Raw genomic sequence first — 12,431 nt, 5'->3', positions numbered from 1 at the left:
GCGTTCTTGTCCGCGTTGCGGCCCCAGATCGCGACATCGGCGCCCGCCGCCGCCAGCCCCTCGGCCATGCCCAGGCCGATGCCGCTGTTGCCGCCGGTAACCACCGCTACCTTGCCGGTGAGGTCGAAGGGTTTGAATGCCATTGATGTCTCTCCTCTCGCCGCCACTGAACGCGAGTGGCGGGACGATTGCAAGTCGCAACCTATCGGCTAGGCTGCCTGGATGACCCAGCTGATCCTGACCGAGATCGCCGACGGTATCGCCACCGTCACGCTCAACCGTCCCGAAGCGATGAACGCTCTGTCGAAAGCGCTGCGCCACCGGCTCTATGAGGTGATGATGGACCTGGACGGCGACGATGCCGTCCGCGCGGTGATCCTGACCGGCGCGGGGACGAGGGCCTTCACTGCAGGGCTCGATCTCAAGGAGCTCGGCTCGCAGGAGGGCGCGCTCGGCGCGGCCAATGCCGAGGGGGCGGACGAGAATCCGGTCAAGGCGATCGAACAGTGCCGCAAGCCGGTGATCGGGGCGATCAACGGGGTCGCCATCACCGGCGGGTTCGAGGTGGCGCTGGCCTGCGACGTGCTGGTCGCCAGCACCAATGCGCGCTTTGCCGATACCCATGCGCGGGTCGGGATCGTGCCCGGCTGGGGGCTGTCGCAGAAGCTGAGCCGGACGATCGGCATCAGCCGCGCCAAGGAGCTGAGCTTCACCGGCAATTTCCTCGACGCACAGACGGCCGAGCGCTGGGGGCTGGTCAACCGCGTCGTCGCCCCCGAAGACCTGCTGCGCGAGGCGCGTCGGCTCGCGGCCGACATGGCGAGCGTGGATCCCGCATTCCTCGCCACCTACAAGGCGCTGATCGACGAGGGCTATGCCGCGAGCTTCGGCGAGGGGCTGGCGCTCGAGCAAAAACGGTCCTCCGCCGCCAATGCCGCAGTGAGCCCCGAGGAAGTCGAGGCGCGCCGCGCCGCGGTACAGGCGCGCGGGCGCACGCAGGGGTGATGCGTCGGGGGCAACAAATGGTGCAGGCATGGCGCTTCCTCACTCGCGCAGGCCGGGCTATCGTTGCGCCATGGAACGGCAGCTTCCCGTCCGCCTGATCCGTCTCGCGCCGATCGTCCTTCCTCTCACCGGCATCGCGCTCGCGCGCGCCATGACCCATACCGATTGGGCCGCCGCGCATGCCTGGCTGGCGGCGCTGCTGTTCGCCTGGATCGTCGCCGACAGCCTGATGCTGGCCGCGATCGCCAAGGCGCCGGGTCGCAAGCCGGGCCTCCATTCCGTGCTGGCCGCAGGCGCAGCCGCCAGCGTGATCGTCCTGCTCGGCGCGGCTCCGCCGGTGCGCGCGGCGATCTTCGCCATGCCGCCGCTGCTCGCCGCGGCCGTTCTGACGCTGACCTCCTTCGCGCTGTTCAGCGCGGTCCGGATCGGCCGGGGACTGGCGCAGGGGGATACGCTCGAAACAACGGCAGAGCTGGTCCTGCCGCCGCCGATGGTCCGCTTCATGGTCATGGAAACGCGCGTCATGCGACTCGCGCTGTTCGGCTGGTGGCGCGCACAGGATGTTCCGCCCGGCGCGCAGGCGTTCGACTATCACCGCTATCTGGCACCGCTGCTCTACACGCTGCTCGTGCTGCAGGGGATCGAGCTGGGGGTTACCCATCTGCTGCTGCGGCACTGGAGCCCGACCGCGGCGTGGATCCTCTTCGCCCTCGGCCTGGGCGGGGCACTGTGGCTGGCCGGGCTGGCGCAGGGCTTCCGCATCCATCCCGTGCTGCTGACCGACGAGGGTCTGCGCGTGCGCAGCGGCGTGCTGCACGATGTGCTCCTCCCCTACGACGCGCTGGCGGGGGAGGTCACGGGCTTCGACGGCAAGACCGTCAAGGCGAAGGACACGCTCAACCAGGCCGTGCTGTCATGGCCCAATGTCATGCTGGCGCTCGCGCGACCGGTGACCGTGCACTCGCCTTTTGGCGGGACGCGCGAGGTCGGTCGGATCGCGCTGCGGATCGACGACAGCGCGGGCTTCCTCGCCGCGCTGTCGCCGCGCATCGCCTCCTAGCGCGGCAGCTCGGTCGCCCCCATCAGCGCGAGGTCGACCGCGCGCGCGCACTGGCGGCCTTCGCGGATCGCCCAGACCACCAGGCTCTGCCCACGCCGCATGTCGCCGCAGGAAAAGACGTTGGGCTCGCTGGTGAGATACCATTCTGTGTCCGCCGCGACATTGCCGCGCGGGTCGAGATCGACACCGGCGCGATCGAGCAGCCCGCGCCGCTTGGGTCCGGTGAAGCCCATCGCCAGCAGGATCAGGTCGGCCTTCAATGTGAAGGTGCTCCCCGGCACTTCCTGCATGCGCCCGTCGAGCCATTCAACGCGCACGCATTCGAGGCCGGCGACGTTTCCGCCTTCCTCGACCACGCGCTTGGTCAGCACCGCCCAGTCGCGCTCGACGCCCTCCTCGTGGCTCGAGGAGGTGCGCAGCTTGAGCGGCCAGTCGGGCCAGGTCAGCGCCTTGTCTTCCTTCTCGGGCGGCTTGGGCATGATCTCGAGCTGGGTGACGCTCGCCGCGCCCTGCCGGTTGCTGGTGCCGACGCAGTCGCTACCGGTGTCGCCGCCGCCGATGACGATGACATGCTTGCCGGTCGCGGTGAGGCTGCCGCGCGGCGCGGCGCGGACCTCGTCGTCGCCGGCATTGCGCTTGTTCTGCTGAGTCAGGAATTCCATCGCGAACCGGACGCCGGGCAGTTCGGCGCCCGGAATATCGAGCATCCGCGCTTCCTCGGCGCCGCCGGCGAGCACCACCGCGTCGAAATTCTCCTGCAGCGCGGAGAAACTGACCTCGACCCCGACCTCACTCGAGGTGCGGAACTGGACGCCTTCGGCCTCCATCTGCACCGCGCGGCGGTTGATCAGTTGCTTTTCCATCTTGAAGTCCGGAATGCCGTAACGCAGCAGTCCGCCGATCCGGTCGCTCTTCTCGAACACGGTCACCGCATGGCCCGCGCGCGCGAGTTGCTGCGCGCAGGCGAGACCGGCAGGTCCGCTGCCGATCACCGCGACCGACTTGCCGGTGCGCTTCTCGGGCAGCTGCGGCTTGACCCAGCCTTCGGAAAAGCCGCGATCGATGATCGCGCATTCGATGCTTTTGATCGTCACCGGCGAATCGATGATGTTGAGCGTGCAGGCAGCCTCGCAGGGGGCGGGGCACACGCGGCCGGTGAATTCGGGGAAATTATTGGTCGAATGGAGCACCTCGAGCGCGTGCTTCCAGTCGTCCTCGTAGACGAGGTGGTTCCAGTCCGGGATGATGTTGTTCACCGGACAGCCGTTGTGACAATAGGGGATGCCGCAATTCATGCAGCGCGCGGCCTGCGTGCGCAGCTGCTCCTCCGAAAGCGGCACCACGAACTCCTTGTAGTTCGTCAGCCGTTCTTCGGGATCGCGATAGGTCCTGTCTTCGCGCTCGTATTCGAGAAAGCCGGTTTCCTTGCCCATTATTCTGCGGCCTCCATTGCCGCCTGTTCGCGTTCGTCCTCGAGTGCCTTCAGCGCGCGCGCATAGTCGCGCGGCATCACCTTGCGGAAGTTCTTGAGCTCGCTCGCCCAGTCGTCGAGCAGCGCCTTGGCCCTGGCCGAGCCGGTGTGGAGCAGATGGCGCTCGACCAGCACCTTCAACCGCTCGGCATCGTGGTAGAGCGGATCGCCCATGCCGGCATTGTCGACCGAGACGGCGCGCTGCTGCGGCCTGCCCCAGCTCTTCTCCGCGCCCTCACCATCACCCGTACGCACGTCGAGCACGTCGACCTGCGCCGGATTGCACAGCTGTTCGAAGCGGCGATCGGGATCGTAGACATAGGCCACGCCGCCGCTCATCCCGGCGGCGAAATTGCGCCCGGTCGGGCCGAGCACGCAGACGACGCCGCCGGTCATGTATTCGCAGCCATGGTCGCCGGTGCCCTCGACCACCGCGACCGCGCCCGAATTGCGCACCGCGAAGCGCTCGCCCGCGACGCCGGCGAAATAGGCCTCGCCGGCGATCGCGCCATAGAGCACGGTGTTGCCGACGATGATGTTCTCGCCGGGCTTGCGCGGCGCCTTCTCGGGTGGACGGACGGCGATGCGGCCGCCCGACAGTCCCTTGCCGACATAATCGTTGGCATCGCCGGTCAGGCTCAGCATCACGCCATGGGCCAGCCAGGCCCCGAAGCTCTGCCCCGCCACGCCGGTGAAATCGATCCGGATCGTGTCCTGCGCCAGGCCCGCGTGGCCATAGGCCTCGGCGATCCGGCCCGACAGCATCGCGCCGACGGTGCGGTTGACGTTGCGTATGCTGCGGGTGAGCTGCACCGCCTGCCCGCTCTCGATCGCCGGTTTGCAGGCCTCGATCAGCTCGACGTCCATCGCCGCGGCGAGGCCGTGGTCCTGGTTCTCGGTATGGTGGAGCTTCTGGCCTTCCTTGAGCGGCACGGCGTGGAGGATCCGCTTGAGGTCCACGCCATGCGCCTTCCAGTGGCGTTCGACGCGGCGCATGTCGAGCCGGTCGACGCGGCCGACCATCTCCTCGACGGTGCGGAAGCCCATCTGCGCCATGATCTGGCGCAGTTCCTCGGCGACGAAGAAGAAATAGTTGATCACGTGCTCGGGCGTGCCGGTGAAGCGCTTGCGCAGCACCGGGTCCTGCGTCGCCACGCCGACCGGGCAGGTGTTGAGGTGACACTTGCGCATCATGATGCAGCCCGCCGCGATCAGCGGGGCGGTGGCGAAGCCGAACTCGTCCGCACCCAGCAGCGCGCCGATGGCGACGTCGCGACCGGTGCGCAGCCCGCCGTCGACCTGCACCGCGATGCGGCTGCGCAGATCGTTGAGCAGCAGCGTCTGCTGCGTTTCGGCGAGGCCGATCTCCCACGGCGAACCCGCATGCGTCAGGCTGGTCAGCGGGCTCGCGCCGGTGCCGCCCTCATAACCCGAGATGGTGATGTGATCGGCCTTGGACTTGGAGACGCCCGCGGCCACCGTGCCGACGCCCACCTCGGACACCAGCTTCACGGAAATGCGGCTGTCGGGCTGGACGTTCTTGAGGTCGTGGATCAGCTGCGCGAGATCCTCGATCGAATAGATGTCGTGATGCGGCGGCGGCGAGATAAGCCCCACGCCGGGGGTCGAATGGCGCACCTTGCCGATGCGCTTGTCGACCTTGTGACCGGGCAGCTGGCCGCCCTCGCCGGGCTTGGCGCCCTGCGCCATCTTGATCTGGATATCGTCCGAATTGACGAGATATTCGGTGGTCACGCCGAAGCGGCCCGAGGCGACCTGCTTGATCCGGCTGCGCATCGAATCGCCATTGTCGAGCGGACGGAAGCGTTCGGGTTCCTCGCCGCCTTCGCCCGTGTTCGAGCGGCCGCCCATGCGGTTCATCGCGATGGCGAGCGTGGAATGCGCCTCGTGGCTGATCGAGCCGAAGCTCATCGCCCCGGTGCTGAAGCGCTTGACGATCTCGACCGCCGGCTCGACCTCGGCGAGGTCCAGCGGCTGCTCGGCGGACCTGAGTTCCATCAACCCGCGGATCGTCAGCAGGCGTTCGCTCTGCTCGTTGATCGCCGCGGCGAATTCCGCGTAGTTCCTGGGGTCGTTGCCGCGTACCGCGTGCTGCAATTGCGCGACCGAATGCGGGGTCCAGGCATGTGCCTCGCCGCGGATACGATACTGGTAGATGCCGCCGACATCGAGCATGCCGGCATAGAGCGGATTGTCGCCATAGGCCTGCGCGTGGCGCAGCACGGCTTCCTCGGCCACCTCCTTCAGGCCGATGCCCTCGATGGTGGTCGCGGTGCCGTTGAAATAGGCGTCGACGAATTCGGAATTGAGGCCGACCGCGTCGAAGATCTGCGCACCGCAATAGGACTGATAGGTCGAGATGCCCATCTTGGACATGACCTTGAGGATGCCCTTGCCGACCGCCTTGACGTAGTGCGCCTGGACCTTGTCCGCGTCGAGATCGGGGAAACGCTCGGCGCGCAGCGCCTCGATCGTTTCGAAGGCGAGATAGGGGTTGATCCCTTCGGCACCGTATCCCGCGAGCGCGCAGAAATGATGCACCTCGCGCGCCTCGCCGGTCTCGATGACGAGGCCGGTCTGCATCCGCAGGCCCTGGCGCACCAGCTGGTGGTGGACCGCCGCGGTGGCGAGCAGCGCGGGCATGGGAATGCGGTCGGGGCCTTGCGCGCGGTCCGAGAGGATCAGGATGTTGGCATCGCCGAGCACTGCCTCGGTCGCCGCCCAGCACATTTCCTTGAGCGCCATGGCGAGGCCCTCTGCCCCGGTCGACGCGTCCCAGGTGATGTCGATCGTGGCGGTGCGGAAGGCGCCGTCCAGCGCGACCTCGACCGAACGGATCTTGGCGAGGTCGGTGTTGGTGAGGATCGGCTGCGCGACCTCGAGACGCTTGTGCGTGCCGCCGTCGCGGCCGAGCAGGTTCGGGCGCGGGCCGATCATCGACAGCAGGCTCATCACCAGTTCCTCGCGGATCGGGTCGATCGGCGGGTTGGTGACCTGGGCGAAGTTCTGCTTGAAATAGTCGTAGAGCAACCGACTGCGATCGCTCAGCACGGCGATCGGCGTGTCGGTACCCATCGAGCCGATCGGATCCTCGCCCGCGACCGCCATCGGCTCGAGGAAGCGGGAGATATCCTCCTGCGTGTAGCCGAAGGCCTGCTGGCGATCGAGCAGGGCAATCTCGGACTGCGTGATCTCCGAGAGGTCGGGCTCGATATGGCCGAGGTCCTCGAGCTTGTACTGCGCCTTGGCGAGCCAGGCCTCGTAGGGCTGCTCGGCGGCGAGATCGGCCTTGAGCTCCTCGTCCTCGACGATGCGCCCCTGGTCGAGGTCGATCAGCAGCATGCGGCCCGGTTGCAGCCGCCACTTGCGGGTGATGTCGGCATCGTCGAACGGCAGCACCCCGCTTTCCGAGGCGAGCACCACGAGATCGTCCTTGGTGGTGCACCAGCGCGCGGGGCGCAGGCCGTTGCGATCGAGGCAGGCGCCGATCTGGCGCCCGTCGGTGAAGCACACGGCGGCGGGGCCGTCCCACGGCTCCATCAGCGCGGCGTGGTATTCGTAGAAGGCGCGCCGCGCGGGGTCGATCAGCGGATCCTTGGCCCAGGCCTCGGGCATGAGCATCATCATCGCATGGGCGAGCGAATAGCCGCCGGTCAGCAGCAGCTCGAGCGCATTGTCGAGGCAGGCGGTGTCCGATTGGCCGTGCGGGATCAGCGGCCACATCTTGTCGAGGTCGGAACCCAGCAGCTCGCTTTCCATCGTCCGGCGGCGGGCTTCCATCCAGTTCACATTGCCGCGAACCGTGTTGATCTCGCCATTGTGCGCCATGAAGCGATAGGGGTGGGCAAGCCGCCAGCTGGGGAAGGTGTTGGTGCTGAAACGCTGGTGGACGAGGCCGAGCGCGGAAACGCAGTCGGGATCGCGCAGATCGTCGTAGAAGCTGCCGACCTGGTTGGCGAGCAGCAGGCCCTTGTACACCACCGTGCGGCTCGAAAAGCTCGGGATATAGGCCTGGCTCAGCCCCTCGATGCCGTGCTTCGCCTCGAGCGCCTTCAGCGGGTTGAGCGTCTGCTTGCGGATAACGATGAGCTTGCGTTCGAACGCGTCCTGGTCGGCGCAATTGTCGCCCCGCGCGATCACGCACTGGCGGATGACCGGCATCGAATCGACCACCGCCTTGCCGAGCCCGTCGAGCGTGGTCGGCACGTCGCGCCAGCCGATGATGCGCTGGCCTTCCTTTTCGGCGAAGCGTTCGAGCTGCTTCTCGACGAAGTCGCGCGCCTCGTCTTCCTGCGGCAGGAAGCACATGGCGACGGCGTAATCGCCCGCCTGCGGCAGCTCGTGGCCATGCTCGCCCGCCCATTTGCGGAACAGCGGATCGGGCACCTGCAGCAGGATTCCCGCACCGTCACCCAGCAACGGGTCGGCGCCGACCGCGCCGCGGTGGTCGAGATTGGCGAGAATTTCGAGCGCCTGAGTGACGATGCCATGGCTCTTCGCGCCCTTGATATGCGCGACCATGCCGACGCCGCAGGCGTCGTGTTCGTTACGCGGATCGTAGAGACCCGTGGCCTGGGGCGGCGTGCGTCCCATCAATACTGCGTCCTCCTTCGTCCCCGCCGACCTGCCGCGCGGGGGGGAGCGGAGCGAGCGGGGGCATGGGTGAGCGGTGCCGCGCGCGACACCTGCAAAATTGCGCGAAGGGTCGTCATGCCGACAGGATGGAGATTTTGCAACTGCGAGAAGCGTAGCAAAATTTCACGGGCGGCAAGAATTACGCTTGAATGCGCGAGGCCATAGAGGAAATGCGCGGGCCTATGTGCGCTTTCCGACGCGGCTCAGCTTGTCGAGCGCGCTGCGCAATTCGGCCTGCGGGTCGCTCGAGCGAGGGCCCGGACCGGTTGCCGGCATGTCGCGCTCGGCCTCGCGGCGCAGGAAAGCTATCACGGGATCTTCCTCTCCGCGACCCCCGCCGGGCGAATCGGGCCTGGCGCTTTCGAGCGCCTGGGCCAGGCGTTCGGTCAGCGCTTCAAGCGAAAGGTCGCCGAGTGCCGCCGGGGGAAGCGGTACGGTTTCGACGTCCTGCTCGGTGGCGTCCGACGCGGGAGCGGGCTCCGTGTCGACTCGTTGGGCTTCGGCATCGCGGCCGGCGTCGGGCCCGGGAGGAGGCGCGATGGCGGCCTCCCGTTCGGCGGCGGCCAAGGGGTCGGCAGCGCCTTCCGCCTCGGGCGAATCGCCGAAGGGAGCCTGCCATGCATCGGAGAAATAGGGGTCCCCCGGGATCGTCTCGTCGTCCTGCAGGACGAGATTCTCCGCCAGGCCCCCGGTCATGTCCTCGCCGTCGAGGAGGATCGGGTCGGCATCGGGAAGGAACGGCGCGATGCCTTCCTCGGCGAGGTCCTCGCGCGGGTTGAAGGGGCGGCGCGGGGCGTCGTTCACGCTCGGGGGCGGGCCCTCGGTTTCCTCGGACCGCGCGCCCGATGCCCTGAGCGGATGGCTCCGGCGGCTGGAGGTGGAGCCGTTCTTCTGCGGCGCGGCGTCCGCCAACCAGATATTGTCGGGCTCTTCGTCGGGGATTTCCTCGTCCGCTTCGGGCTCGTCGATGTCGGCGGTGATATCGTTGAGCGCGATCACGCGCTGCGCGATGACGAAACCGATCAGCCCACCAAATACCGCGGCGGCACCCGCAACAAGCACTTTACCGAGAAAACCCTCAGGCAAGGCTGTGCTGGCCGCATTCGCATTGCGCAGGGCGAGGAAGAGATCGTTGCGGAAATACAGCAGCGCGAAGACACCGACGGCCAAGAGAAGCGCGAAATAGAGAGAAACCACCCAAGCAAAGGCCGGGTGGCTGCTGATCGGAGCGGGACGCTTGGCGGCGGTCATCGGCGGCGAAATACCCATTGCAGGCGGCTCAGGCGGCCGCGGATGTCCCACTGCCTAGCAGGTTTTGGTAAACGGCCTGATAACGATCTATGTTCCTTGACCAATCATGGTTTTCGGACACGTGAAGACGGCCCGCCTCGCGCATCGCCGGCCAGCGATAGCGCTCGTCGATGAAGCGTGCGAGGGCGCTGGCCATGCCTGCCGGGTTGTCCGGCGGGAACAGCAGGCCGGTCACGCCGTCCTCGATCAGTTCGCGGTGCCCGCCCACGTCGCTCGCGGCGACGATGCGTTCCTGCGCCATCGCCTCGAGCGGCTTCAGCGGCGTGACCAGCTCGGTGAGGCGCGATTTCTTGCGCGGATAGGCGAGCACGTCGATCAGCGAATAATAGCGGTCGACCTCGCCATGCGGCACGCGTCCGGTGAAGTGGATCGCCTCGCGCGCCGGGGAGGCGGCGGCCTGCGCGCGCAGCACCTCGTCCATCGGCCCGCCGCCGACGAGCAGCAGCTGCGCCTGCGGATGCCGCTGGCTGAGCAGAGGCATGGCGGTGATGAGGTCGTCGAGGCCTTCGTAGTCGTAGAAACTGCCGATGAAGCCGATCACCGGGCCCTCGCCCAGCTGGAGCTCATCGGCCAGTGCCGCATCGCGCGGCGGCGGAGCGCCGAACAGCGTCAGGTCGACGCCATTGGGCGAAAGGGCGATCCGCTCGCCGTCGTGACCGCGCGCGATCAAATCCTGCCGCAGCCCGTCGCAGATGGTGAATACGGCGTCCGCCCCCGCGACGACGCGGTTCTCGAGCGCGCGGGTGAGGCGGTATTTGAGCGAATTCTCGCTGCCGGTGCCATTGCCCACCGCCGCATCCTCCCAGAAGGCGCGGATCTCGTAGACGAAGGGCAGGCCGAGCCGGCGCGCGGCGCGCAGGCCGGCCATGCCGCACAGGGCGGGCGAATGGGCGTGGAGCATATCGGGACGCCAGTCCTCCGCGAGCCGCTCGATCCCGGCGCGCAGCGCTTCGATCTCGCGCCATTCGCGCAGGCCCGGCGGTCCGGCGAGGGGTCCCGGGACGCGGTTGAAGGTGAGCCCCTCGACTTGCTCCACCAGCGGGCCCTGGGCGGTGTGGCGGGGCCCGGTGATCGCGCGCACCTCGTCGCCTGCAGCCTGCAGGCTCCTGAGGATCGCGCGCGTGCGAAAGGTATAGCCGGAATGCAGCGGCAGCGAATGGTCGAGAATGTGCAGCACGCGGGTCATCGGCGGTGTTCTCTGTCACATCAGCCTTAACGGGGCGTCAACCGCGGTGCATTAGGGACGCTGCTCGAAAGTATCGCATTGTGATCGACTATCTCGCCCTTGGACTGACTCACGTGCTCATCGTGATCGCGCTGCTGCGCATATTTGCGCGTGGCGAGCTCGATCGCGAGGAGGTGCTGGCCGATCCGCCCGTCGAGCCCGCTCGCCCGACGCCGCGCGCGGCCCGTCGCCGACGACGGCGCAAGGAGGGCGGCGATGCTTGACGTCGCCCTGTTCCTGACCGTGATGGGCATGTTCCTGCTCGGCCTCGGGCGGCCCTTCATCTGGGTGCTCGCCTATCTCTATATCGACATCCTCGCCCCGCAGAAGATCGGCTGGACGTTGACCCCGATGCTGCCGATCTCGCTGATCGCCTTCCTGCTCGCCTTCGCCGGCTGGGCGGTCGCCGATCCCAAGGCGGACATCCGTTTCACGCTGCGCCAGGGCCTATTGCTCGCGCTGCTGGTCTACTGTTTCATGACGCTGCAATGGGCCGATTTCCCGGTCGACGCGGCGTTCAAGTGGGAATGGGTGTGGAAGGCGCTGATTTTCGCCATCTTCCTGCCGGTGACGCTCTATACCCGGCTGAGGATCGAGGCCGCGGCGCTGGTGCTGGTGCTCACCGCGGGGGCGATCATCATCTCCGCGGGGATGAAGACCGCGCTCGGCGGCGGGGGCTACGGCAGCCTCTATTTCTTCGTGAACGACAATTCGAACATCTATGAAAGCTCGACGCTCGCCACGGTGGCGATCGCGCTGATCCCGATCATCCTGTGGTTCACCAGGCACGGCACGATCTTCCCGCCCGACTGGCGGGTGAAGACCTTCGCCGCGCTGCTGATCTTCGCCTGCCTGCTGATCCCGGTCGGGACCGAGGCCCGCACCGGCCTGCTGTGCATCGCCGTGCTCGGCGTGCTGATGCTGCGCGACGTCAAGAACCGGCTGATGTACATCTTCGCCGCCGGTGCGCTTGGGCTGGTGGCGCTGCCCTTCCTTCCGGCGAGCTATTACGACCGCATGGCCACGCTGGGTTCGGTCCAGTCGGACGAATCCGCCTCGACCCGCGTCCAGGTGTGGATGTGGACGCTCGACTATGCCGCCGAACATCCGCTCGGTGGCGGGTTCGATGCCTATCGTTCGAACAAGTTCACTTACCGCCTGCCGGTAACGCGCGAGGAGGCCGGTACCTCGATCACCCGGGTCGAAGAGGTCACCGACGAAGCGCGCGCCTATCATTCCTCCTTCTTCGAAATGCTCGGCGAACAGGGCTGGCCGGGGCTGATCCTGTGGCTCTCGCTGCACCTTCTGGGACTGCTGCAGATGGAAGGGATCCGCCGCAAATGGCGGACCCGCGAGGGCGCGGCGGATCAGTGGCAGGCGCCGCTCGCCAGCGCGCTGCAATTCGCCAATGTGGTCTATCTGGTCGGTGCGGCCTTCCAGGGGATCGCCTACCAGCCGGTGTTCCTGATGCTGATCGGGCTGCAGATCGCACTGGCGACCTATTGCAAGAAACGCGATTCGGCGCAGGCCGAGGCAGAGCGCAAGGCCGTGCGCGCGGCACGCCACACGGCGGCCGCGGCCAATCCCGCCATTCCGTAACGGCACGGTTCGCGCGGTTGCGCGGCCCCCTTCCATGCGCCATGACTCGCGCCGCACCGCGCGGCCGGAGTCGCGCGAAACCGTGAGATTTCGATAGAGGAGAG

At 67.4% G+C, this 12,431-nt stretch carries 9 protein-coding genes; 4 read left to right on the top strand and 5 right to left on the bottom strand.

The window, feature by feature from the left end; all coding sequences use genetic code 11:
- The coding region (locus ACN4E0_RS02080; protein ID WP_419565037.1) for an SDR family NAD(P)-dependent oxidoreductase at positions 1 to 143 on the bottom strand (143 nt) is incomplete at its 3' end.
- A gap of 79 nt (positions 144 to 222) precedes the next feature.
- Between ACN4E0_RS02080 and ACN4E0_RS02075 the strand changes: the two genes are divergently transcribed.
- Both ACN4E0_RS02075 and ACN4E0_RS02070 read left to right on the top strand, forming a co-directional pair.
- Positions 223 to 1,005, top strand: coding sequence for an enoyl-CoA hydratase (locus tag ACN4E0_RS02075; protein ID WP_419565035.1), 783 nt, complete (start codon positions 223 to 225; stop codon positions 1,003 to 1,005).
- 70 nt (positions 1,006 to 1,075) lie between these two features.
- Complete coding sequence (locus tag ACN4E0_RS02070) at positions 1,076 to 2,065, top strand: hypothetical protein (RefSeq protein ID WP_419565033.1); 990 nt, start codon at positions 1,076 to 1,078, stop codon at positions 2,063 to 2,065.
- On the opposite strand, the gene ACN4E0_RS02065 is transcribed toward ACN4E0_RS02070, so the two are convergent.
- From ACN4E0_RS02065 to ACN4E0_RS02050, 4 genes are all read right to left on the bottom strand, one after another.
- Complete coding sequence (locus tag ACN4E0_RS02065) at positions 2,062 to 3,498, bottom strand: glutamate synthase subunit beta (RefSeq protein ID WP_419565031.1); 1,437 nt, start codon at positions 3,496 to 3,498, stop codon at positions 2,062 to 2,064. The two genes, ACN4E0_RS02070 and ACN4E0_RS02065, sit on opposite strands and share 4 nt — an antisense overlap.
- Complete coding sequence (gltB, locus tag ACN4E0_RS02060; RefSeq protein WP_419565029.1) at positions 3,498 to 8,150, bottom strand: glutamate synthase large subunit; 4,653 nt, start codon at positions 8,148 to 8,150, stop codon at positions 3,498 to 3,500. The genes ACN4E0_RS02065 and gltB overlap by 1 nt, the downstream gene beginning before the upstream one ends.
- 222 nt (positions 8,151 to 8,372) lie before the next feature.
- Complete coding sequence (locus tag ACN4E0_RS02055) at positions 8,373 to 9,461, bottom strand: hypothetical protein (RefSeq protein WP_419565027.1); 1,089 nt, start codon at positions 9,459 to 9,461, stop codon at positions 8,373 to 8,375.
- Between the two features lie 10 nt (positions 9,462 to 9,471).
- The gene (locus ACN4E0_RS02050) at positions 9,472 to 10,689 is read right to left on the bottom strand and encodes a TIGR04063 family PEP-CTERM/XrtA system glycosyltransferase (RefSeq protein ID WP_419565025.1); all 1,218 of its coding nucleotides are present in this window, start codon (positions 10,687 to 10,689) and stop codon (positions 9,472 to 9,474) included.
- An 80-nt stretch (positions 10,690 to 10,769) separates the two neighbouring features.
- Between ACN4E0_RS02050 and ACN4E0_RS02045 the strand changes: the two genes are divergently transcribed.
- On the top strand, positions 10,770 to 10,952 hold the full coding sequence (locus tag ACN4E0_RS02045; RefSeq protein WP_419565024.1) for a hypothetical protein: 183 nt from the start codon (positions 10,770 to 10,772) through the stop codon (positions 10,950 to 10,952).
- Positions 10,945 to 12,327, top strand: coding sequence for a DUF5935 domain-containing protein (locus ACN4E0_RS02040; RefSeq protein WP_419565022.1), 1,383 nt, complete (start codon positions 10,945 to 10,947; stop codon positions 12,325 to 12,327). Before ACN4E0_RS02045 ends, ACN4E0_RS02040 begins: the two co-directional genes overlap by 8 nt.
- Positions 12,328 to 12,431: the final 104 nt, after the last annotated feature.

Source organism: Qipengyuania sp., assembly GCF_048550555.1.
In the GTDB taxonomy this organism is placed as follows: Bacteria; Pseudomonadota; Alphaproteobacteria; order Sphingomonadales; family Sphingomonadaceae; genus Qipengyuania.
This window is presented reverse-complemented; position numbering and strand designations above follow the sequence as displayed.

What these genes read in the sequence shown, in the direction of transcription:
- ACN4E0_RS02070 (WP_419565033.1), top strand. Translation starts at nt 1,076, where the DNA reads ATGGAACGGCAGCTTCCCGTCCGCCTGATCCGTCTCGCGCCGATCGTC.
- ACN4E0_RS02065 (WP_419565031.1), bottom strand. Translation starts at nt 3,498, where the DNA reads ATGGGCAAGGAAACCGGCTTTCTCGAATACGAGCGCGAAGACAGGACC.
- ACN4E0_RS02050 (WP_419565025.1), bottom strand. Translation starts at nt 10,689, where the DNA reads ATGACCCGCGTGCTGCACATTCTCGACCATTCGCTGCCGCTGCATTCC.
- ACN4E0_RS02040 (WP_419565022.1), top strand. Translation starts at nt 10,945, where the DNA reads ATGCTTGACGTCGCCCTGTTCCTGACCGTGATGGGCATGTTCCTGCTC.
- ACN4E0_RS02055 (WP_419565027.1), bottom strand. Translation starts at nt 9,461, where the DNA reads ATGGGTATTTCGCCGCCGATGACCGCCGCCAAGCGTCCCGCTCCGATC.
- gltB (WP_419565029.1), bottom strand. Translation starts at nt 8,150, where the DNA reads ATGGGACGCACGCCGCCCCAGGCCACGGGTCTCTACGATCCGCGTAAC.
- ACN4E0_RS02075 (WP_419565035.1), top strand. Translation starts at nt 223, where the DNA reads ATGACCCAGCTGATCCTGACCGAGATCGCCGACGGTATCGCCACCGTC.